The following is a 21,721-nucleotide window of genomic DNA, read 5'->3' on the forward strand; positions in this document are numbered from 1 at the left end:
GGGACCTGGTGAAGCGCTCGACAGGGAGTGGGAGAGCGCTCTCTCGGGATCGTCCGCCACCGGTTCCGCGCTGTCAATGGGCCGGCTCGGTTCGCGTCTCGGCCGCCTCCCGTCGGCCTCCCGTCGGCATCGTCCGGTATTCGGAGACTGGAGTCTCAGCATTGTTAGGGTTGCCGCATGACCGAACCGATGGGGCCGCGCGAGCGGAAGAAGCTGGCGGCGATGGGGGCGCTGCGGGAGGCGGCGTTCGAACTGTTCGCCCGGCAGGGGTTCGAGCAGACGTCGGTGGACGACATCGCGGCGCGAGCGGAGGTGTCGAGGGCGAGCTTCTTCCGGTACTTCAAGGCCAAGGAGGACGTCCTCAACTTCGACGACGAGCAGCGGCGGGCGGCGTTCGCGGAGGAACTGCGGGCCCGAGGGGGTGAACCGGTCCTGGCGGCGCTGAAGGCGGCGGTGAAGGCGCACGTGGCGGGCATGGACGAGCCGACGAGGGCCCGCACGGTCGAGTACGCGAGGCTGATGACGGGATCCCGAACCCTGCTCGGCCAGGCCTACGAGATCCGGAGCGAGTGGCTGCGGCTGGTGGAGACCCATCTGAGGACCCGCCTGGCCGACCGCGAGGACGCGAACCTCACGGCGCCGCTGCTGGCGGAGCTCACGGTGAGCGTGCTGGAAACGGCCGTGCGGCTGGTCGCCGCCGACCCGGGGCAGGACTTCGACCGCATCGTCGACCACGGCTTCGACCTGATCGACTACGCCTGAGATTTGCGCTGGAGTGCACTCCAGCTTCTAGCGTCGAGGGCATGACAACGACCGCACAGCACAAGATCGGCACGGGCTTCGACGCCAAGAGCACCGCGGCCGACGTCCTCGCCGGCATCGACCTGACCGGCAAGCTCGCCCTGGTCACCGGCGGCTACTCGGGCATCGGCATCGAGACCACCCGTGCCCTGGTCGACGCCGGCGCGCACGTGGTCGTGCCGGCCCGCCGCCGGGCCACCGCCGAGGAGGCGCTGGCCGGCATCGACAACGTCGAGATCGACGAGCTGGACCTGGCCGACCTGGACAGCGTCCGCGCCTTCGCCGAGCGCTTCCTGGCCACCGGCCGCCAACTCGACCTCGTGATCAACAACGCCGGCATCATGGCCTGCCCGGAGACCCGCGTCGGTCCCGGCTGGGAGGCCCAGTTCGGCACCAACCACCTCGGCCACTTCGCCCTGGTCAACCGGCTCTGGCCGGCGATCGCGGACGGCGCCCGGGTGGTCGTGCTGTCCTCGCGCGGCCACTTCTTCTCGCCGATCCGCTGGGACGACGTCCAGTTCGAGCACGGCTACGACAAGTGGCAGGCCTACGGCCAGGCCAAGACCGCGAACGTCCTGTTCGCCGTCAAGCTGAACGAACTCGGCGCCGCCAAGAACGTGCACGCGTTCGCGCTGCACCCGGGCGGCATCTGGACGCCGCTGCAGCGGCACCTGTCGCGCGAGGAGATGATCGAGCGCGGCTGGATCGACGAGGACGGCAACCAGCTCGTCGAGTTCAAGACCCCGCAGCAGGGTGCTGCGACCACCGTGTTCGCCGCGACCTCGCCGCAGCTGGCCGGCATGGGCGGCGTGTACCTGGAGGACTGCGACCTCGCCGAGCTCATCCCGGCGGACGCCGATCCGGCCACGACCTGGTCCGGTGTGAAGGCGTACGCGATCGACCCGGAGCAGGCCGACCGGCTGTGGACCCTGTCCGCGGAACTGACCGGCGTGAACGCGTTCGCCTGAAATACCATCGCGGCGTGGATGATCTCTGCGCCGAATGCGGCTTCCGCTACGACCTCGACGACGCGACGGCCGCCGCCGGCGACATCCGGCGGCTGGCCGGTGAGGTCGCCGCCGTGCTCGGCACGCCGGGCGACCTCGCCACGCGCCGCCGGCCGGAGTTGTGGTCGCCGCTGGAGTACGCCTGCCATCTCCGGGACGTGTTCCTCGTGCAGCGCGAGCGGGTGCTGCAGGCGCGCCGGGACAACGGTTTCGTCTGTGTGACCATGGGCCGTGACGTCCGGGTCGAGCACGAGGGTTACGCGGAGCAGAATCCCGACGACGTCGCTCGACAGGTGACCGACGCCGCGCAGCTGTTCGGCAACGTGCTGGACCGGCTCGGCGACGACTGGGACAACGAGATGGTGTACTCGTGGCCGGAGCCGCACCGGGCGTCGCTGCGCTGGGTGGCCGTGCACACCGTGCACGAGGCGCGGCACCATCTGCAGGACATGCGCGGCCAGTTGGCCTGACCGGAATTGGCCGGTCGACCGGATGTTCGCGGCGCTTCGACGGCGATCGCGGGCGTTCGGGCAGTGTCGTGGCCCCGATTCGGTCGGCCGCATTGTCCGGTCCGGTCGGCGGTCCTAACGTCACTGGTGGATACGCCACGACGATCCGCCAGGCCAGCTCCCTCCCGCGGCAGCTACCCCAGTCTGCCGCGAGGGGGAGCTTCCCGTCTCTTGGACGATCACTGGACGGAAGGAGTGACTTCCGGCCACTGATCGCCACAAAACCCGTCCGCGTGCCGGACACTGTGGGCAGCGCCGTCGCGACCACTGTTTGAGAGCGCTTCCACCAATCTTGACCATATGGTAGAAATTGCTGCGTGCCCGGGCGACGCGCCGCCATGACCACTGCCGAACCGGCCGCGCCGCGGCCGGCGGCCGTGCGCGCCGCCACCACGGCCACCTACATCGCTTTCGCCGGCTGCGGCGTGCTCCTGTCCAGCTGGCTCGCCCGCATTCCGCAGATCCGGGACGACCTCCGCCTCGACACCGGCCAGCTGGGCGCGATCCTGCTCGCCGGGGCGGCAGGCGCGCTGGTCTCCCGGCCGTTCTCCGGACGGGTGGTGAACCGGCTCGGCCAACGCCGCACGGTCGCGTGGATGTCCGCCGCATCGAGCGTCGCGCTGGTCATGATCGGTCTCAGCGATCGGTTGGGCGTCCCGTTGCTGGTCGCCGGTCTGCTGCTGTTCGGCTTCTTCAGCTCGTCCTGGGACGTCGCGATGAACATCCAGGGCACGGTGGTGGAGCGGCGGCTCGGCCGGTCGATCATGCCGCGGTTCCACGCCGGCTACAGCATCGGCACCGTGGCGGGCGCGCTGCTGGGCGCGGCCATGGTGCAGCTGGACGTGCCCGTAGCCGTGCACCTGACGCTCGTGGCGATCGCGATGGCGGCGGTGCTGCCCTACGCCGTGGGCGGCTTCCTGCCCGACGAGCTTCCGTCCACATCGGACAATCCGAGGCCGCACCGCACCCTGCGCTACTGGCTCGAGCCTCGCACGCTGATGATCGGCGTGTTCGTGCTGGCCGCCGGCTTCAGCGAGGGCGCCGGCAACGACTGGACGGGTGTCAGCCTCGTCGACGGCTACCACACCCCGCCCGCGCTCGGCACGGTCGCGTACGCGACGTTCCTGGCCGCGATGACGGCCACCCGGTGGTTCGGGCCGCGGCTGCTGGACACCTTCGGCCGCGTGATCGTGCTGAGAATCCAGGGCGGCATCGCCGTCACCGGCCTTCTGCTCTTCATCTTCGCCCCGGCCGTTCCGCTAGCCTTCGTCGGGGCCGCCCTGTGGGGTGTCGGCGTTGCTTTCGGCTATCCGGTGGGCATGAGCGCGGCCGCGGACGACCCGGCGCACGCCGCCGGCCGGGTCACCGTGGCGTCCTCGGTCGCGAAGATCGCCGGCTTCGCCGGGCCGCCGCTGCTCGGCCTGCTGGGTGATCACGTGACGATCCTGCGCGCCCTGCTCGTGGTGGCCGCGCTGCAGGTGGTCGCGCTGTGCCTGGCGGCGGCCACCCGTCCGCTCGCGCCCGAAGCCCCGGACCGCCACCGGACCCTCGACAACCAGTGAAGACAGGAGCAACGCAGGTGGTCGACCAGCCTTACCGTGATCCGGCCCTCCCCGTCGCCGAGCGCATCGACGACCTGCTGGCCAGGATGACGCTGCCGGAGAAGATCGGTCAGATGCTGCACCTGGACGCCCGCGGCGGCGTCCGGGAGCTGATCGACGACTTCCACGTCGGCGCCATCCTGCACACCTCGCCGGAGAACCTGGTGCTGGCGATGGACCTGGCGAGCAAGACCCGGCTGGGCATCCCGCTGCTGACCGGCGAGGACTGCATCCACGGCCACTCGTTCTGGCCCGGCGCCACCATCTTCCCGACGCAGCTGGGCATGGCGTGCTCCTGGGACCCGGCGCTGGTGGAGCAGGTCGCGCGGGTGACCGCGGTCGAGGTGTCCACCACCGGCGTGCACTGGACGTTCTCGCCGGTGCTGTGCATCGCGCGGGACCTGCGCTGGGGTCGGGTGGACGAGACGTTCGGCGAGGACCCGTTCCTGATCGGCGAGTACGCGTCGGCGATGGTCAAGGGCTACCAGGGCGACGGGCTGTCCGACCCGACCGCGATCCTGGCCTGCGCCAAGCACTTCGCCGGCTACTCGGAGACGCAGGGCGGCCGCGACGCCACCGAGGCCGACATCTCGCGGCGCAAGCTGCGTTCCTGGTTCCTGCCGCCGTTCGAGCGGGTGGCGCGTGAGGGCTGCCGCACGTTCATGATCGGTTACCAGTCCATCGACGGCGTGCCGATCACCGCGAACCAGTGGCTGCTGCGGGAAGTCCTGCGGGACGAGTGGAAGTACTCCGGCACGCTCGTCACCGACTGGGACAACGTCGGCCGCATGGTGTGGGAGCAGCAGATCTGCGCCGACCACGCCGAGGCTGCCGCGCTCGCGGTGCGTTCCGGCAACGACCTCGTGCTGACGACACCGCAGTTCTTCCAGGGAGCGCAGGACGCCGTCGCGCGGGGAATCCTGTCCGAGGAGGACATCGACGCCGCCGTGCGCCGGATCCTCACGCTGAAGTTCGAGCTGGGCCTGTTCGAGAACCCCCGCCTGCCCGACCCGGAGCGGCAGAAGCTGCACGTCGGCAAGGCCGAGCACACCGCCGTCAACCTGGAGATGGCGCGGCGCAGCCTGGTGTTGCTGACCAACGACGGCACGCTGCCGCTGGGTGGCGACAAGGTGCGGATCGCTGTCGTCGGCCCGAACGCGGACGACGTCGACGCGCAGCTGGGCGACTGGGCCGGCGCCTCCGGGCAGGTCGACTGGCTGCCCGACGGCCACCCGCGGCACCTCACCGAGACCGTGCTGGACGGTCTGCGCGCCGTCGTCCCTCCCGAGTGGACGGTCGACTACGCGCTCGGCGCCCGGATCGCTTCCTTCGGCCCGGATCCGGACGGTCCGGTGCTGCCGGACGGCCAGCCCGCGCCCGAGGTCGTGCACCCCGAGCCGGCGGACCCGGCGCTGATCGCCGAGGCCGTCGCCGCCGCCGAGGCGTCCGATGTGGTCGTCGCGGTGGTCGGCGACACCATCGGCCTGGTCGGCGAGGCCCGGTCCACGGCGACGCTGGAGCTGGTCGGCGGGCAGATCGCGCTGCTGGACGCGTTGGCGCGGACCGGAAAGCCGGTCGTGGTGGTCGTGATCAGCTCGAAGCCGCTGGTGCTGCCGCCCTCGGCCGAGAACGCCGCCGCCATCGTGCAGGCGTTCAACCCCGGCATGAAGGGCGGCCGGGCCGTCGCGGAACTGCTGCTGGGCCTGATCGAGCCGAGCGGCCGGCTGCCGATCTCGGTGGCACGGCACGTCGGCCAGCAGCCCATCTACTACAACCAGATCCGCGGCCAGCACGGACACCGCTACGCCGACCTCACCCAGGACCCGATGTTCGCCTTCGGCGAGGGCCTGAGCTACACCACCCTGGAGTACTCGGATCTGACCGTGCTCACGCCGACCGTCGGCCCGGCGGACGTCGTCCGCGCCGAGGTCACCGTGTCCAACACCGGCGCCCGGCCGGCGCGGGAGACGGTGCAGGTGTACCTGCGGGACCTGATCACCTCGGTGACCTGGGCCGACCGGGAACTCAAGGCGTACAAGCAGGTCGACGTGCCGGCGGCGGAGTCGGTGCGGGTGGCGCTGGAGCTGCCGGCCGCCGACTGCACGCTGGTCACCGCCGACGGCGCGCGGATCGTCGAACCCGGCGACTTCGAGCTGCTGGTCGGCCACTCCTCGCGGCCGCGGGACCTGCTGGCGGCCAAGTTCACCATCTCCTGAGGTTGGAGGGCCCGGCGCGCGCCGGGCCCTTGACCGCTGGCCCCGCCGCCCGCTCAGTGCGTCGGCAGGAGCGAGGTGTCGATCAGGCCGTGCGCCAGCACGGTCCGCGCGTCGAGCTCGGCCTTGGTGTGCCGGTTCCGCAGTTCCAGCACGGTCCTCAGCTCGGCGTCGCGGAACCGGCCGTACGGGGTGAGGCCGGTGCCGTCGCTGGTGAGCACGGCGATGTGCCGCCGTGCCAGGTACTCGTCGAACGCGAGCCGGTCCTGCACGGCGGCCAGCAGCAGCTCGGGGCGGCGGCCGGTCACGATGTCCCGGGCGGTCCGCAGCAGCACGCCGACCAGGCTGCGGAGGTCGAAAGCGTTGCGGCGCAGCGAATCCCCGGTGGCGGCGAGCACGGCCCCGATGTACGGGCCGATGTCGGTGACCGACGCCAGCCGGCGGGCGCCGCGGTGTTCGGCGCGCAGCTCGTTGCCGGCGTTGAGCACGGTCATGGTGCAGCCGCCGGTCAGCAGAGCGGTTGCTCGCCGAGGCGTCGAGCCGAGCGCGGTGACGCCGTAGCGAATGCCGAGTCGCTGCAACAGCTCGTACGCGACGAAGGCAAACCCGGAGCCGGGCACATCGACGCCGAGCGTGCCGTCCTGGAGATCGGTGACGCCGGGCGCGGCGAACAGCGACAGGCCGAGGCCGCGGTCGAGCGCGGCGAGAATGCGCACATCGCCGAGCCGCCCGAGCGGATTGTCGGCCACGCAGCGATAGGCGACGACGTTGTCCGGATTTGTCACGACGGCGTCGAGTTCGCCGTCGAGCAGCGCGGCGAACTGCTGCCGGGACGAGCTGGCGGGCACCTCGACGACGTGCAGGCCGGCGTCCGCCAGCGCGCCGGTCCTGGCCGCGACCTCGACCAACGCCGACGGGCTGACCGTGCCCAGCCTGAGCTCCCGCACGAGCGCCACCTCGTCACAATCGTTCACGCCACCGATTGCTCACCAATAGCGTATTGCCGTCGAGTGAGGCGAGCAATCGATTGCGGTCAGTGGCCGAACAATTCCGGATGTTTGCCCAGTTCCACCCGGATTCGGCGGATGTGCGGTTCCACAACCACCGCGCCGTCGACGGAGCTCTTACGGCGCGGCGGGCGACGACGCTGGTCACGGCGTTGGAGCAGCCGCTTCGGCCGGTGGCTCAGAGCGGATCGGTCAGCAGCCCCAGACGATCGGTGAGGCTGATGTTCTCCGCGTAGTCGACCGGCGCGACGACGATGGACACCCCGCCGTCGTCGAGCGCTTTGCGCAGGGTGGGCAGCAACTCGTCGGCCTGGGTCACGTGATATCCGGTGGCGCCGAAGCTGGCGGCGTACTGGGTGATCTCGGGGTTGTTGAACCGGACGTTCGACACGGTCCCGGTCTCCAGCCGCATCTTCCACTCGATCAGGCCGTAACCGCTGTCCTCCCACACGAGGACGGTGAGCGGCACGTGCTCCCGGACGGCGGTCTCGATCTCCTGCGAGTGCATCAGGAACGAGCCGTCGCCGGTCACCGCAAGCACTCGCCGGTCGGGACGGGCGAGGTGCACGCCGAGCGCCCCCGGCAGGGCGAAACCCATGGTGGACAAGCCGTTGGAGATCAGGCAGGTGTTGGGCGCGTACGTCGGGTACAGGCGGGCCATCCACATCTTCACCGCGCCGGTGTCGACCAGGACGATGTCGTCACGGCCGAGGGCGGCGCGCGTGTCGGCGACGATCCGCTGCGGCGACATGGGGAACCGGTCGTCCTGCTGCCCGCGGAACAACTCGTCGGCGACGAGCTCGCGGATCTTGGCGGCGCCGGTGTGCGGCGGCCGGGCCGGCACGGCCTCGCGCAGGGCGTCGAGGGAGGCGCTGATGTCGCCCTCGATCCCCACCGACACCGAGTAGTGCGCGTCCACCTCGGCCGGGAACCGGTGAATGTGGATGATCTCCTTGTCGCCGTCCGGGTTGATCTTGACGGGGTCGAACTCCTGGAGCTCGTAGCCGACGGCGACGATCACATCGGCCTGGTCGAAGCCGAAGTTGGCGTAGTCCCGGCGCATGAAACCGATGGTGCCCATGGAGTTCGGGTGGTCATCGGCCAGCACCCCCTTGCCGTGGAACGTGGTCGCGACGGCCACGCCGGTGTGCTCGGCGAACCGGGCCAGTGCGGCGCTGGCGTGGTTGCGGGCGGCGCCGTGACCGGCCAGCAGCACGGGATTGCGGGCCTCGCGCAGGATGGCGGCGGCGCGTTCGACCTGGCTCGCCGACGGCGCCTCGGGATGCACCACGTTGCGCGGCAACGGCTTCAGCCCCGGCTCGGCGGCCTCGATCTCCACGTCCTCCGGCACCGCCAGGTACACCGCGCCCGGCCGCTCGCTCTGCGCCGTCTTGAACGCGCGGCGCAGCATCTCCGGCACCGCCGCCGCGGACGGCACGCTGCCGGAGAACTGCGTGATCGGCGCGAACAGGCTCACCAGATCCACGAACTGGTGCGATTCCTTGTACTCGCGGAACTGCCCCACCTGCGCGGACAGCGCCACCAGCGGCGTCGAGTTCGTGGTGGCGTCGGCGACACCGAGCTGCAGGTTGATCGCGCCCGGCCCCAGCGTCGCCGACACCACGCCCGCCTTGCCCGTGACCCGGCCGTACATCTCGGCCATGAACGACGCCGCCTGCTCGTGCCTGGTCAGCACGTACCGGATCGGCGAGGCGTCCAGCGCGTTCGTCAGCCGCATGTTCTCCTCGCCCGGGATGCCGAACACCACCTCGACACCCTCGGCCAGCAGACACTCCACGATCAGATCGGCGGCCGTCCGGCCGTCACGCTCCTCGGACATACCTCAGGCTTACCACTTCCGTCCACACCGAAGGCGCAGGTGAGCCCGCTTTCACACTTCGGTAAGCGCTAGCGGATGTCGCGGCCCTTCCACAGGTCGCCGCCGCGGATCGAGCGCCAGGCGGCGTCCAGCAGCAGCACGCCGAAGGTGGCGTTGGCGACGGGGGCGAACACCGATGTCGCCGTCGACATGTGGCAGGCCCGCATGTACGACCGGTGCGCGGCGGACTGGGCCGCCCACGCGGCGAGCCCGGCGATGCGGGTGAAGCCCTTGCCCCGCAGGGACAGCAGCATGGGGACGAGGCCGTAGCCGATGTGCAGCAGGCCGCCGGCGCCCAGCACGGCGGCGCCGAGGGCCGGCCCGCCGACCATCGCGCCGCCGGCGACGATGCTCTTGCGCTGGGACCGCCAGACCGCGCCGAACGAGTCGAGCCCGGACGAGGTCAGCGACTCCGTGCCGTCCACGAGCCGGGTCCGGCCGCCGGCGTCGCGCACGGCGGTGGCGAACGCGACGTCGTCGGCCCGCTCGCCAGAGAGCGCTCTCCAACCGCCGGCCTTGTCGTACGCGGTCCGCCGCACCAGGATGCAGTGCCCGATGCCGACGGCCTTGCCCCGGCTGCCGTCCGGGCTGGCGCTCTCGAACAGCAGCACGTTCGTCGGGGCCAGCAGCAGCCACCAGCCGCTGTTGGCCACGGTCGGCCGCCCCGGGGTGGTGATCAGGTCGGCCTCGTCCCGCGCGGCCGCGGCCAGCAGCTTGCCGACCAGTTCGGGGGCGGACTCGGTGTCGGAGTCGACAAAAAGCAGCCAGTCGCCGCTGGTCTCGGCGACGCCCTGGAACATCGCGTGCACCTTGCCGGCCCAGCCGGGCGGCGGGCCGTCGGTCCGGATCAGCCGCACCCGCGGATCGGCGTCCACGTGCTCCTGCACGATCTCCACGGTCCGGTCCGTCGACGCGTCGTCGACCACGACGATCTCCAGGTCGCTGTGCCGCTGCGTGCGCAGCGACGCCAGGCACCCGTCGATCGTGGATTCCTCGTCCCGCACCGGGATCACGACGCTGACCTTGCCGCCCTCGGCCGGCATGTCCGGCAGCGGCTCGACCATCCGCCAGGTCGACACCGTGCGCGCGGCACGGATCGTGGAGAGTGCGGCCAACGCCGCCGAACCGAGAATCGCCCCCTTGCCCATGCCCCCAGGCTGCCACAGCCGTCAGAGCTGGGTGAGGCCGCCATCCACGGCGATCTCCGAACCCGTCATGTACGTCGACCCGGCTCCGGCGAGGAACAACGCCGGCGCGGCCGCCTCGGCGGGATCGGCGACCCGCCCCATCGGAACGTTCGAGACCGCCCATTCGTGCAGCATCGGATGATCGGTCATCGGCGTCGCCACGGCTCCGTAGCTGATGGTGTTGACGCGGATGCGGCGACGCAGGAACTCCGGCTGCGCGGCGAAACCCCGGCCGAGTGTCCGCACGCCGGCCTTGGCGGCGCTGTAGAGCGGATCGCTGTTGAAGCCGCGATGAAAGCCCACCGAGGACGTGAGGATCACCGACGCGCCGTCGGCCAGCAGGTCGAAGCATTCGGTCACGGTGAAGAACACGCTCTTCAGGTTCACGTCGATGACGGCGTCGAAGCCGCTCTCGTCGGTGTCGAACACCTCCGGCGCGTTCGACGCCCCGGCGTTGCAGAACAGCACGTCGATCGTGCGGCCGGCCAGCCCCGAGGCGAGATCCGCCGCGCCATGGGAGAGATCGGCGACGACGTAGTCGAAACCGGTGTGGCGCAAGCGGTCCTCGTCGCGCCCGACGACCACGACCGTCGCCCCCTCGTCGGCGAACAGCCGCGCGGCGGCCAGGCCGATGCCACTGGAGCCGCCGGTGATCACGGCGGTCTTGTCGGAGAGCGTTGTCACGTCAGCGACCCCCGGTCCGCGCGAGGTCCAGCAGCGCCTGCGGGCCGTCCGGGTTCAGCACAAGGCCCTCGTACGTCGTCGTGGCGCCCACGACCGGCTCCATCCGGGCCAGCATGGACTTCTCGTACGCGGCGATCGCGTCGTCCACGTCCGCGTGCTCGCAGAGGGCTCCAACCAGTTCCAGTGCGTCCAGCAGTCCCATGTTCACGCCCTGCCCGGAGTACGGCGGCATCACGTGCGCGGCGTCGCCGACCAACGTCACGCCGGAGTGTTCACGCCAGGTCTGCCGGGCCGGCACCACGTACAGCGGCCACCAGATGAACGGCGTCTCCACCTCATCGAGGATTCCCCGCATCTTCGGCGACCACTGGGCCAGTTCCCGGTCCAGCTCGGCGCGGATGAACGCCGGGTCGTGCAGGACGGTGCCGACGGCGCGGCGCGGGTCCTCGGCCCGGCGCTGGGTGTAGTACACCTGGATCGAGCCGTTGCCGCTGCGCTGCAGAAGAAACGCCTGATCAGGAGCGAACGCCAAGCCGGCGCCGTCGCCGACCAGCTCGGCGGCGTACGAGTCGGGTTTCGGCTCGGTGATCTCGCCGGCGATCAGCGTCACGCCGGTATAGGCCGGCGGCACATCCGTGACCAGCGGCCGGGTCCGCGAGTTGATGCCGTCCGCGCCGATCACCAGGTCGGCATCGACATGGGAGCCGTCGGAGAGCGCTATCCGCCAGCGGTTGCCGGCCCGTGCCAGCTCGGTGGCCTCGCAGCCCCAGCGCACGGTTCCAGCGGGGAGCGAGTCCAACAGCATCGTCCGCAGTTCGAGCCGGTCGATCTCCGGCCTCGCCTCGCCCTCGTCCTTGGCGTCCGTCTCCAGCAGCAGCGTGCCGTGCTGGTCGAAGTAGTTGGTGTGCTGGCCCTGGGGCCGTGCGTAGCGGTCGAACCGCTCGGTCAGCCCGCAGGCGTTGATCGCTCGGAGACCGCTCTCCGCGCCCAGGTCCAGCGACCCGCCCTGGGTGCGGGCGTGTTGGTCGGCGTCCCGTTCGTACACGGTGCAGGCGATTCCCCGCAGGTGCAGCAGCCGTGCGGTGGCCAGGCCGGCCGGTCCGGCGCCGAGGACCGCGATGTCGGACATGGTGTCCTCCTCCTGTTTGGTAACTCGCTTTAAAAAGTAAGTGACTCACCTTAGTGAGTCAAGGAGGTATGATGTCGGTCATGGAGTCGCTGCGCGAGCGCAAGAAGGCGATCACCCGGCGGGCCATCCGGGACGCCGCCGAGCGGCTGTTCGCCGAGCGCGGCTACGACGAGGTGACGGTCGCGGAGATCGCCGACGCGGCGAACGTCTCGGTGAAGACCCTCTTCGTCTACTTCCGGTCCAAGGAGGACCTGGTCTTCGCCGACACCGAACTGCTCGACCGCCTGGTCGCCGCACTCGCCGCCCGTCCCGACGGCGTTTCACACGCCCAGGTCGTCGCGGACGTGCTGGCCGAGGCCGCCGGCGAGAGCGGGGGCGGCGGGCTGGAGAGCTACCACCGCGCCTACGGCGAGTCGCCCGCGCTGCGCTCCGGCCTGCTGCGGATGTGGGCGGAGTTCGAGGACCGCGTCGTCGATCAGCTGGCCGCCGAGGCCGGCGGCCCCGCGACGCCGGCCATGCGGCTGCGCGCCATCCAGCTGGTCGGCATCGTCCGCACGACGACGTCCCCTGAGCTGCGCGACAACCCCGGCGGGCTGGCCGACTGGCTGCGGCAGGCGCCCGGCCTCGTCGAAGGTTAGGGGTTTCACCGATGTTAGGGGGTGGTCCGCCACCCCAGAATCGCCGCGTGCGTCCCGCGAACCCGACCATGCCCGGAACGTTCCAGGTGGATCTGCGCGGCCTGGTCGCCCTGCTGTCCCGGCACCTCTACCGCAGCCCGGACGTATACATCCGGGAGCTGCTGCAGAACGCGGTGGACGCCGTCGCGGCCCGCAGGCGGTTCGAGCCGGGCGTTGCCGGCGCTGTCGAGATCGACGTGGTGGAGCCCGGCGACGGGCCGCCGGAGGTGATCGTCACCGACAACGGCATCGGCCTGACCGGCACCGAGCTGGTGGAGCTGCTGGCGACCATCGGTCGCAGTTCCAAGCGGGGTGAGCTGTCGCGACACCGGGACTACATCGGCCAGTTCGGCATCGGCCTGCTCGCGTGCTTCCTCGTCGCTGACGAGATCACCGTGGTGACGCGGTCGGCGAAGGACCCGGACGCCCGGGCGCTGCGCTGGCAGGGGCGCGCCGACGGCACGTACGACATCACGCCGGTGGAGAGCGATCTCCCGGCCGGCACCCGGGTGCACCTGCGGGCCCGGCCCGGCTCCGAGCATCGGCTCAGCCGCGGCCATGTGCTGCGGCTGACCCACCGCTACGGCGGCCTGCTGCCGCTGCCGGTTCGGCTGGGATCGACCCGGGTCAACGACGAGCCGCCGCCGTGGGAACTGCCGGCGCTGACCCAGGAGCAGGAGCGGGAGAACGCTCTCTCGTACGCCCGCCGCGTGCTCGACCTCGACCCGCTGGACGCGATCCCGCTGCATGCCGACGGCGTCCGCGGGTTGGCGTTCGTGTTGCCGTACGAGCCGAGTCCCGCCGCGCGCCAGGACCACCGCGTGTACCTACGGCGCATGCTGCTGTCCGAGTCGGCCGACCGGTTGCTGCCGGACTGGGCGTTCTTCGTCCGGTGCGTGATCGACGCCGACGACCTGCGCCCCAACGCCGCCCGTGACGGGTTCGTCGAGGACGCGCGGTTGGACGCGGTCCGCGAGCAGTTGGGCCGGTGCATCCGGGACCACCTCACGGATCTGGCGCGGTTGTGGCCCAGCCGGCTGGCCGGCGTCGTCGCCATGCACCATGCCGGCATCTCGGCGCTGGCCGTGCACGACGAACAGTGCCTGCTGCTGTTCGCGGACTGGCTGCCGGTCGACACCTCGCTGGGGCGGATGACGCTGGGCGAGCACGCCCGCCGGTTCGGGGAGCTGCGCTTCGTGCGCCGCTGCGACGACTTCCGCCGCGTGGCGCCGATCGCCGCAGCCCAGGGCCGGTGCGTGGTCAACGGCGGGCCGGCCAACGTGTCGACCCTGCTGGACCGGCTGGCCCTGCTGCGCCCGGAGCGCAAGATCGTCGAACTGGACCCGACCGAGGTCGTCGACTCGTTCACCGACCTGTCCGTGGCCGAACAGGCCGAGGTCGCCGACCTGGTCCGGCTCGCGGAGAGCGCGCTCTGGCGGCACGGCGTCGGCGTCCAGGTGCGGGCGTTCGCACCGACCCAGATGCACGCCACGCTCGTCGCCCCCGAGGGGTGTCGGTCCCGTCGGCAACTCGGCCGCGCCCAATCCATTGTGGATGGTCCGGTGGCCTTGGGCCCCGCCTCCCACTTGTGCCTGAACTTCGCCAATGCAGCCGTGCGGGAGCTGGCCCGGCAGGCTCGGCAGGGGCGCATCATGCGGGTCCGTCGGGCCGTCGAGCTGCTCTACGTGCAGGCGCTGCTGCTCGGCCACCATCCGCTGCGCGACCGCGAGTTCAGCCTGCTCGACGAGGTGGTTCTCGACTTCGTCGAGGATCGAGGATGACCGATGGCAGTCATGGGATGACAGGCTGTCTTCGGCTCGGCGATCGGTACGAGTGCCGGCCTGATCGCCGTCGCTCGACAGCACCGCCGTCAGAGTGAAGCGCGCGGTTTTTCGGTCCGGAGTGGCCCTTGGTCCATTGGTGCGACGCGGCTGTTTCCCTTACCGGGCAACACACTGATCGGACCAGTCGCATGCGGACGTGAGATTTCCCTTTTGGCGCAACGCTCATCGGTTCCGGCACGTCCGGGCTAGGTGGCATCACCCGCACGGAGCAACGAGTTCTACGCAGCGCGTGTCCACGCCAAACCCCTGGCACACCACCCTGTTGAGGGACTGTGGAGGCGCGGAAATCCGGTGCTAGCCTCGGCTGGGCCGGCCGGCCACCGCACGGTCCCGCTGACGTCGACACCAGACCCGACGCCGGGAAGTTCTCTTCTGCCACCGACGATCGATGGCGCACGTCCGCACGGTTGAAGGAGTTCGCGCATGACGACAACCCACCGCGCACGGCCGGTCCTCCGCAGCGACTACCAGCGTTCCGTCGCTGAGTACTGGAACAACGAGAAGGATCCGGTCAACCTGCGGCTCGGTGACGTCGACGGCCTCTACCACCACCACTACGGCCTGGGGGCCTACGACCCGGCCGTGCTGGACGGGCCGGACGAGGCCGTGATCGCGGAGATGCACCGGCTGGAGACCGCGCAGGCCGATGTGCTGCTCGACCACCTGGGCAACGTCGGCCCGGAGGACGCCGTGCTGGACGCCGGCTGCGGGCGCGGCGGCACCAGCATCATGGCCAACCTGAGGTTCGGCTGCTACGCCGACGGCGTCACCATCTCCGAGGCGCAGATGGAGTTCGCCAACGAGCAGGCCCGCCGCCGCGGCGTGTCGGACAAGGTGCGGTACCACTTCCGCAACATGCTCGACACCGGCTTCGAGGACGGCAGCCGCAAGGCCATCTGGAACAACGAGAGCACCATGTACGTCGACCTGCACCAGCTGTTCGCCGAGCACTCGCGGCAGCTGGAGATCGGCGGCCGCTACGTCACCATCACCGGCTGCTACAACGACGTGACCGGCGGGCGGTCCAAGGCCGTCAGTCAGATCGACCAGCACTACACGTGCAACATCCACCCGCGCAGCGAGTACTTCAAGGCCATGGCCGCCAACAAGCTCGCGCCGATCGCCGTCATCGACCTGACCGCGGACACCATTCCGTACTGGGAACTGCGCCAGCGTTCCTCGGTGGCCACCGGCATCGAGGGTCCGTTCCTGACGGCCTACCGGGAGGGCAGCTTCCACTACCTGCTCATCGCCGCCGACCGGATCGCCTAGCCCGCAAGGGAATCGAGGCCCGTGCCCCGGGGGCGCGGAACAGCGTCGAGGCCCCGCACCCGTAGGGTGCGGGGCCTCTTCGGTCCGCTCAGGACTCTTGCTTGTGGTACCGCTTGCTGGTGGCGTGCCATTCGCGGCTGCCGCCACACCACGCCCACGTGTCGGCCAGGAACCGTTGCAGCATCGGCGTTCCCTCCAGGTACATGCCCGCCGCCTCGGTCACGAAGCCGTGCATCAGCTCGTTGTGGATCTCCACCGTGCGCTTGACCGCCTGCTCCCGGGACAGGCCTTCCTCCTCCATCAGCGCGATCGGCAGGCTGATGTCGTCGTCGGCTTCCTTGTCCATCGAGTGCAGGTCGTTCAGCAGCACCGCGGCCATGCCGGCCATGGCGAACGCGCGGCGCAGCCGCGGGTGGTAGAACTCCTGCGCCGGCAGCTCGTAGCCGGCGATCGCGTCGACCAGGATCATCGGCGGCAGATAGCTGTTGTGGTAGCGGTGCATGTAGTACTCCCACACCGCGGGCCGCCGGCCGGTGTGCCGCCAGCTGGCGTTCTGGTCCAGCGCCTGGAACAGGATCGCCATCTGGTGCTGGAACCGGCCCATCTGGGCGGTGGTGGTGTACTTGGCCAGGTGCTCCATGCCGGTGCGGAAGGCCAGCGCGATCGGCTCCTCCTTGATGAACCGGTCCAGCTCGTGCCGGTAGCGCCGCGGCAGCGTCACCGGGTCCACCACGCCGTACAGGACGCCGAAGCGGGCCGCGGTCATCGCGGGATCCGCGCCCATCTCCTCCTCGTCCAGGTAGTAGTCGTCGGACGCCCACTCCGCGACCACCACCTTGGCCGCCGCCAGCAGCCGGTCCGCGTCGTCCGTGCCGGGATGCGTCAGCATGATCAGCCGGCCGAAGCCGCAGGACCGCAGGTGGTCCAGCCGGCCATCGTAGATGCCGACCTCGCCGGCCCACTGCACCATGCGCTCGTTGACCTCCTCGCCGAGCGCCGGGTTGTCACGCACCGGGCCGGGGCAGAACAGCTCGGGCACCTCGTCGGAGTCGTCGTCCACGGCCGGTTCCGGCGGCAGCGGCGCCGGCTCCTTCGGCCGGTCCGCCAGCAGCAGCGGCAGCCGCGCCGCCGCCATGCCCAGCGTGGACGGCTGGTCGGTGGGGAACAGCAGGCTCGGGGCCGGCGGGTCCGGCCGGTCCGCGCGGTCGGCGAGCAGCGCCGACAGCTCCCCGACCGGCGCGGTCCGCATGTCGGCCAGCACCGCCGCGGCCAGCTCGGCCGGGTCTCCGGACACAGTCGGGGCAAGAAGCCGAGACATCAGGGACATGCTGCCAGTAAGCCACAACCCGTGGCCCGGTACCGGGAAGTCCACTCGGACGTGCTACGGGTAGCAGGGGTGGATACCGCCAGAAGTGCGGTGCTCCAACGAAATCGACGCACACCGGCGACTCGTGTCACGTGCCGGGCACCAACTTCTTCACCGCGATGGCGGTTGCGGAGGCGATGGTGGCACGGCCGGCGGTGGACTTGGGATCGGTCGGCGCGGTGAAAGCCGTGAAGACGAGCGGGGCGTGGTCGGGCGGCCAGACGACGGCCACATCGTTGACCTCGCCGTGGGAACCGCTGCCGGATTTGTCCGCTGCGACCCAGCCCTTGGGCACACCGCCGCGGACCAGGTCGAGGCCGGTGGTGCTGGCCTTCATCCAGTTCACGAGCAGGTCCCGGCCGGCGGCGTCGAGGCCCTCGCCGAGGGTGACCTCGTGCAGGTCGGAAGCGAACACCGGCGGCTTGGTGGTGTCGCGCTCGTCGCCGGGGGCGCCGACGTTGAGGTCGGGTTCGAGCCGGTCGAGGCGGGTGGTGTTGTCGCCGAGGGTGCGCGCGAACGCCGTCACGGCGGGCGGCCCCTGGAGCAAGTTGATGAGCAGGTTGTCCGCCGTGTTGTCGCTGACCTTCAGCGTGGCCTCGCACAATTCGGAGACCGTCATGCTGGTGTGCTGCGAGGTGATCGGTGCGTACTCAAGCACCTGCGACTTGTCGTAGTGGATGACCCGGTCGAGCAGCCCGGGCTGCTGCTGGCGCAGGGCGAGAATCGCGGCGACGACGAGCACCTTGTGCGTGGAGCACATCAGGAACCGCTCGTCCGCACGATGGGCGACGGACTGTCCGCTGCCGGTGTCGAGCGCGTAGAACCCGAGCCGGCCGCCGAACTTCCGTTCCAGTGCGGCCAGATCGGGGTCCGGCGGCATCGGCGCCGACGACGTGGTCGACGGGGGAGTGGTCGTCGGAGTGGTGCTGCAGCCGGCGAGCGCGACGGCGAGCCCGCCGACCAGCAGCGTGCGGCGAGGCAACGGCATGAGACCCCCAAGGCGTAGGAGGATCACCCTACCGTGGTGATCAGGCGACGCCCCGAACGGTGACGCTGCCCAGTCCGGCGACCTCGACCCGGACGACCGAAGGCCCGAAGGGCACGGCCGCGGTGGCGGCGCCGGCCAGGATGACGTGCCCGGCGCGCAGCGGAAAGCCCTGCTTGGCGGCGATGCCGACGAGCTGCCGCAACGCCCGGTACGGATGGCCGAGGATCGCGGCGGTGGAACCGAACTGCGCGTCCCGGCCGTCGACGCTGAGGCGCACGGCACGGTTGCCGATGTCGCCGACGGGCAGCCAACCGCCGATCGCGAACATGCCGCCGGAGGTGTTGTCGGCGATCACGTCGGCGAGGTTGAACTTGAAGTCCCGGTACCGGGAGTCGATGACCTCGACGGCGGGGGCGACGGCGTCGACAGCGGACACGATGTCCGCCAACGGATCCGTAGGATCGACGTCCCGACCGAGGCGGAACACGATCTCCGGCTCGACGCGGGGATGCACCAAAGTGGACAGTCGGACCTCGCCGCCGTCCTCGACGCGCATGGCGTCGGTGAGCTGGCCGACGATGATGTCGGAGACGCCCATCTGTGCCATCTTCGCCCGGCTGGTGAAGCCGAGCTTGGTGCCGACGAGCCGTTCCCCGGCGGCGAACCGCTGGTCCAGCACGGCGTGCTGGATGGCATACGCCTCGTCGATCGAAATCCCGTCCGGCAGCTGGGGAATGGCCTCCGCGTTGCGCTGGGCGTCGTGGAGCTGGACCGCGAGCGGCGCCACCGAGATCGTCACGACGCCACCTTCCCGGCCAGGTCGAGCGCAACGTCCACGATCATGTCCTCCTGCCCGCCGACCATCCGGCGCTTGCCCAACTCCACCAGGATCTCCCGCGTGTCCAGCCCGTACCGCTTCGCGGCCCGCTCGGCGTGCAGCAGGAAGCTGGAGTACACGCCGGCGTAGCCCAGGGTCAGCGTCTCCCGGTCGACCCGGACCGGCCGGTTCTGCAGCGGGCGCACCAGGTCCTCCGCCGCGTCCTGCAGCGCGAACAGGTCGCAGCCGTGCTTCCAGCCGAGCAGATCCGAGACGGCGATGAACGCCTCGGCCGGGCAGTTGCCCGCACCGGCACCCTGCCCGGCGAGCGCGACGTCGACCCGGTACACGCCGTGCTCGACGGCGGTCACGCTGTTGGCCACCGACAGCGACAGGTTCTCGTGCGCGTGGATGCCGATCTGCGTGCCGGGCTCGAGAACCTGGTTGTAGGCGTCGACCCGCTCGGCGACGTCCCGCATGGTCAGCCGGCCGCCGGAATCCGTGACGTACACGCAGTGCGCGCCGTAGGATTCCATCAGCTTGGCCTGCTCGGCCAGCTTCGCCGGCTCGTTGAGGTGGCTCATCATCAGGAAGCCGGCGACGTCCATGCCGTTCTCCCGGGCCCAGCCGATGTGCTGGGCGGCGATGTCCGCCTCCGTGCAGTGCGTCGCCACCCGCACGCTCGTCACGCCGAGGTCCTTGGCGTGCTTGAGATCCTCGATGGTGCCGATGCCCGGCAGCAGCAGGGTGGTCAGCTTCGCGTTCGTCACCGACTCCGCGGCGGCGGTGATCCACTCGGCGTCGGTGTGCGCGCCGAACCCGTAGTTGGCGCTGGAACCGCCGAGACCGTCGCCGTGCGCCACCTCGATCGCTGCCACCCCGGCGGCGTCCAGCGCGGTGACGATCTGCCGCACCTGCTCGACGGAGTAGTTGTGCGCCATGGCATGCATGCCGTCGCGCAGGGTCACGTCCTGGACGTAGATCTTGGTCATGCGATGCTCCCCACCGCGGGCTCGGCCAGCCAGCCGCGCAGCTCGGCGATGCGCTCGCCGGTCCGCAGCGCGGCCGAGGTCATGATGTCGAGGTTGCCCGCGTAGGCGGGCAGGTAGTGGCCGGCGCCGGTGACCTCCAGGAAGGTGGAGACCTTGACGCCGTCGAAGGCGCGGCCCAGCGCCGGCAGGTACGGCACGGAGATCGGGTCGAACTGGACGTCCTGCTTCAGCCGGTAGCCCGGCACGTACTGCTGCACCTCGGCGACCATGGTGTGCACGGACTCGATGATCGCGTCCTGGTCGCCGGACTCGATGAGGCAGTACACGGTGTCCCGCATGACAAGCGGCGGCTCGGCCGGGTTGAGCACGATCACGGCCTTGCCCTTGGCGGCGCCACCTACGGTCTGGATGGCGGCGGACGTCGTCTCCGTGAACTCGTCGATGTTGGCGCGGGTGCCGGGGCCGGCGGACTTCGAGGAGATGGAGGCGACGATCTCCGCGTACGCCACGGGGGTGACGCGGGAGACGGCGGCGACGATCGGGATGGTGGCCTGGCCGCCGCAGGTGACCATGTTGACGTTGTCGGCGCCCAGGTTGTCGTCGAGGTTCACCGACGGCACCACGTACGGGCCGATCGCGGCCGGCGTCAGGTCCACCATCAGCTTGCCGTGCGCGGCGGCGATTTCCGCGTTGTGCTTGTGCGCCCCGGCGGAGGTGGCGTCGAAGACGATGCGCGCCCCGGCGAACTCCGGCATGGCGACGAGACCGTCCACACCGGACGCGGTGACGGCGACGCCGAGCCGCTTGGCACGGGCGAGGCCGTCGGAACTCGGGTCGATGCCGGCCATCGCGGCGACGTGCAGGTTCCGCGACAGCCGCTTGATCTTGAACATCATGTCGGTGCCGATGTTGCCGGAACCGATCACGACCGCACCCACGGTCATCGCGCACCTCCGTCGGCAGTGAACACGGCCTGGACCTCGCCCAGACCATCGAGCCGCGCGGTGAACACGCCCGGGGCCGTCACCTTGACCATCGGGCCCAGCGCGCCCGACAGGACAACCTCGCCGGCCTTGAGGGGGTTGCCGCGGCGGGCGACTTCCCGGGCCAGCCAGGCCACCGCGACCACCGGGTTGGCCATGCAGGCCGGGCCGGAGCCGACGGAAACCGGCTCGCCCTCGTGCTCGAGCACCATGCCGACCTGCGCGAGATCCAGGCCGTTGAGGGAATGCGGCGTGCAGCCGAGGGTGTAGAGGCCGCTGGAGGCGTTGTCGGCCACCGTGTCGGCGATGCGGATGTCCCAGTTGTCCACGCGGGAATCCACGATCTCGATGGCGGCGACGACGAAGTCGGTGGCGCGCAACACGTCCGTGACGGACGCGTCGGGAAGGTCGATGTCGTTCTCGAGCACGAACGCGATCTCCGCCTCGACGCGGGGCTGGAGCAGTCGGCTCAACGGGACGGGTTCGCCGGTGGCGTAACCCATGTCCGCGAACAGCGTGCCGAAATCCGGCTGGAACACGCCGAACTGGCTGCGTACCGAATCCGAGGTGAGACCGATCTTGCGGCCGGCGACGCGGGCGCCGGCGGCGAGCCGGTTCGCGGTCAGCGTTTCCTGCACCTCGTAGGCGGCGTCGATGTCGTGCTCGCCGATCAGGTCGCGCACCGGGGCACAGGGCTTGCCGGTGTCGATGGCTTCCTGAAGCCGGTCGGCGGCTTGCTGGATCTGGGGGGTCACGAGGTCGACG

The 21,721-nt window shown here is 70.6% G+C and carries 19 protein-coding genes; 8 read left to right on the forward strand and 11 right to left on the reverse strand.

Annotated elements, in window-relative coordinates; genetic code table 11:
* The first annotated feature begins 177 nt into the window (after window positions 1-177).
* From BJ998_RS35125 to BJ998_RS35145, 5 genes are all read left to right on the forward strand, one after another.
* Window positions 178-762: a TetR/AcrR family transcriptional regulator gene (locus BJ998_RS35125; protein ID WP_184867603.1), complete on the forward strand. Its 585-nt coding sequence runs from the start codon at window positions 178-180 to the stop codon at window positions 760-762.
* Window positions 763-803: 41 nt separating this feature from the next.
* On the forward strand, window positions 804-1,769 hold the full coding sequence (locus tag BJ998_RS35130) for an SDR family NAD(P)-dependent oxidoreductase (protein WP_184867604.1): 966 nt from the start codon (window positions 804-806) through the stop codon (window positions 1,767-1,769).
* 14 nt (window positions 1,770-1,783) lie between these two features.
* The gene (locus BJ998_RS35135) at window positions 1,784-2,278 is read left to right on the forward strand and encodes a DinB family protein (RefSeq protein ID WP_184867605.1); all 495 of its coding nucleotides are present in this window, start codon (window positions 1,784-1,786) and stop codon (window positions 2,276-2,278) included.
* 356 nt (window positions 2,279-2,634) lie between these two features.
* A complete protein-coding gene (locus BJ998_RS35140) occupies window positions 2,635-3,879 on the forward strand; it encodes an MFS transporter (protein WP_221338225.1) in 1,245 nt (414 codons plus the stop codon).
* A 17-nt stretch (window positions 3,880-3,896) separates the two neighbouring features.
* Window positions 3,897-6,134, forward strand: a complete 2,238-nt coding sequence (locus BJ998_RS35145; protein ID WP_221338226.1) for an exo-beta-d-1,3/1,6-glucosidase — start codon at window positions 3,897-3,899, stop codon at window positions 6,132-6,134.
* Between the two features lie 53 nt (window positions 6,135-6,187).
* On the opposite strand, the gene BJ998_RS35150 is transcribed toward BJ998_RS35145, so the two are convergent.
* The 5 genes from BJ998_RS35150 to BJ998_RS35170 form a co-directional block, all read right to left on the reverse strand.
* Window positions 6,188-7,078 carry an ABC transporter substrate-binding protein gene (locus tag BJ998_RS35150; RefSeq protein WP_184867606.1) on the reverse strand — a complete coding sequence of 297 codons (891 nt, stop codon included), beginning with the start codon at window positions 7,076-7,078 and terminating at the stop codon, window positions 6,188-6,190.
* Window positions 7,079-7,316: 238 nt separating this feature from the next.
* Window positions 7,317-8,978, reverse strand: a complete 1,662-nt coding sequence (locus tag BJ998_RS35155) for an acetolactate synthase large subunit (protein WP_184867607.1) — start codon at window positions 8,976-8,978, stop codon at window positions 7,317-7,319.
* A 68-nt stretch (window positions 8,979-9,046) separates the two neighbouring features.
* Complete coding sequence (locus BJ998_RS35160; RefSeq protein WP_184867608.1) at window positions 9,047-10,165, reverse strand: glycosyltransferase family 2 protein; 1,119 nt, start codon at window positions 10,163-10,165, stop codon at window positions 9,047-9,049.
* Window positions 10,166-10,186: 21 nt separating this feature from the next.
* A complete protein-coding gene (locus BJ998_RS35165) occupies window positions 10,187-10,888 on the reverse strand; it encodes an SDR family NAD(P)-dependent oxidoreductase (protein ID WP_184867609.1) in 702 nt (233 codons plus the stop codon).
* 1 nt (window position 10,889) lies between these two features.
* A complete protein-coding gene (locus BJ998_RS35170; protein ID WP_184867610.1) occupies window positions 10,890-12,017 on the reverse strand; it encodes an FAD-dependent oxidoreductase in 1,128 nt (375 codons plus the stop codon).
* A gap of 80 nt (window positions 12,018-12,097) precedes the next feature.
* Here BJ998_RS35170 and BJ998_RS35175 point away from each other — a divergent pair, with 80 nt between their 5' ends.
* The 3 genes from BJ998_RS35175 to BJ998_RS35185 all read left to right on the forward strand — a co-directional run bounded on the left by BJ998_RS35175 (window position 12,098) and on the right by BJ998_RS35185 (window position 15,810).
* Complete coding sequence (locus BJ998_RS35175; RefSeq protein WP_246488716.1) at window positions 12,098-12,655, forward strand: TetR/AcrR family transcriptional regulator; 558 nt, start codon at window positions 12,098-12,100, stop codon at window positions 12,653-12,655.
* Between the two features lie 47 nt (window positions 12,656-12,702).
* A complete protein-coding gene (locus BJ998_RS35180; RefSeq protein WP_184867612.1) occupies window positions 12,703-14,475 on the forward strand; it encodes an HSP90 family protein in 1,773 nt (590 codons plus the stop codon).
* Between the two features lie 486 nt (window positions 14,476-14,961).
* A complete protein-coding gene (locus BJ998_RS35185; RefSeq protein WP_184867613.1) occupies window positions 14,962-15,810 on the forward strand; it encodes a geranyl diphosphate 2-C-methyltransferase in 849 nt (282 codons plus the stop codon).
* Between the two features lie 88 nt (window positions 15,811-15,898).
* Here BJ998_RS35185 and BJ998_RS35190 read toward each other — a convergent pair whose 3' ends face one another.
* The 6 genes from BJ998_RS35190 to BJ998_RS35215 form a co-directional block, all read right to left on the reverse strand.
* Window positions 15,899-17,128, reverse strand: a complete 1,230-nt coding sequence (locus BJ998_RS35190) for a family 2 encapsulin nanocompartment cargo protein terpene cyclase (RefSeq protein WP_221338227.1) — start codon at window positions 17,126-17,128, stop codon at window positions 15,899-15,901.
* A 136-nt stretch (window positions 17,129-17,264) separates the two neighbouring features.
* The gene (gene bla / locus BJ998_RS35195) at window positions 17,265-18,164 is read right to left on the reverse strand and encodes a class A beta-lactamase (RefSeq protein WP_184867615.1); all 900 of its coding nucleotides are present in this window, start codon (window positions 18,162-18,164) and stop codon (window positions 17,265-17,267) included.
* A 40-nt stretch (window positions 18,165-18,204) separates the two neighbouring features.
* On the reverse strand, window positions 18,205-18,963 hold the full coding sequence (locus BJ998_RS35200) for a 2-keto-4-pentenoate hydratase (protein ID WP_184867616.1): 759 nt from the start codon (window positions 18,961-18,963) through the stop codon (window positions 18,205-18,207).
* Complete coding sequence (gene dmpG, locus BJ998_RS35205) at window positions 18,960-19,973, reverse strand: 4-hydroxy-2-oxovalerate aldolase (protein ID WP_184867617.1); 1,014 nt, start codon at window positions 19,971-19,973, stop codon at window positions 18,960-18,962. The genes BJ998_RS35200 and dmpG overlap by 4 nt, the downstream gene beginning before the upstream one ends.
* A complete protein-coding gene (locus BJ998_RS35210) occupies window positions 19,970-20,917 on the reverse strand; it encodes an acetaldehyde dehydrogenase (acetylating) (RefSeq protein WP_184867618.1) in 948 nt (315 codons plus the stop codon). Before BJ998_RS35210 ends, dmpG begins: the two co-directional genes overlap by 4 nt.
* Window positions 20,914-21,711: a 2-keto-4-pentenoate hydratase gene (locus tag BJ998_RS35215; RefSeq protein WP_246488717.1), complete on the reverse strand. Its 798-nt coding sequence runs from the start codon at window positions 21,709-21,711 to the stop codon at window positions 20,914-20,916. Before BJ998_RS35215 ends, BJ998_RS35210 begins: the two co-directional genes overlap by 4 nt.
* Window positions 21,712-21,721: the final 10 nt, after the last annotated feature.

This window comes from Kutzneria kofuensis, assembly GCF_014203355.1.
GTDB lineage: Bacteria > Actinomycetota > Actinomycetes > Mycobacteriales > Pseudonocardiaceae > Kutzneria > Kutzneria kofuensis.

Excerpts from the sequence above, each read along its gene's own strand:
- BJ998_RS35125 (WP_184867603.1), top strand. The coding sequence starts at position 178 with ATGACCGAACCGATGGGGCCGCGCGAGCGGAAGAAGCTGGCGGCGATG.
- BJ998_RS35130 (WP_184867604.1), top strand. The coding sequence starts at position 804 with ATGACAACGACCGCACAGCACAAGATCGGCACGGGCTTCGACGCCAAG.
- BJ998_RS35155 (WP_184867607.1), bottom strand. The coding sequence starts at position 8,978 with ATGTCCGAGGAGCGTGACGGCCGGACGGCCGCCGATCTGATCGTGGAG.
- BJ998_RS35160 (WP_184867608.1), bottom strand. The coding sequence starts at position 10,165 with ATGGGCAAGGGGGCGATTCTCGGTTCGGCGGCGTTGGCCGCACTCTCC.
- BJ998_RS35170 (WP_184867610.1), bottom strand. The coding sequence starts at position 12,017 with ATGTCCGACATCGCGGTCCTCGGCGCCGGACCGGCCGGCCTGGCCACC.
- BJ998_RS35175 (WP_246488716.1), top strand. The coding sequence starts at position 12,098 with ATGGAGTCGCTGCGCGAGCGCAAGAAGGCGATCACCCGGCGGGCCATC.
- BJ998_RS35185 (WP_184867613.1), top strand. The coding sequence starts at position 14,962 with ATGACGACAACCCACCGCGCACGGCCGGTCCTCCGCAGCGACTACCAG.
- BJ998_RS35190 (WP_221338227.1), bottom strand. The coding sequence starts at position 17,128 with ATGTCTCGGCTTCTTGCCCCGACTGTGTCCGGAGACCCGGCCGAGCTG.
- bla (WP_184867615.1), bottom strand. The coding sequence starts at position 18,164 with ATGCCGTTGCCTCGCCGCACGCTGCTGGTCGGCGGGCTCGCCGTCGCG.
- dmpG (WP_184867617.1), bottom strand. The coding sequence starts at position 19,973 with ATGACCAAGATCTACGTCCAGGACGTGACCCTGCGCGACGGCATGCAT.
- BJ998_RS35210 (WP_184867618.1), bottom strand. The coding sequence starts at position 20,917 with ATGACCGTGGGTGCGGTCGTGATCGGTTCCGGCAACATCGGCACCGAC.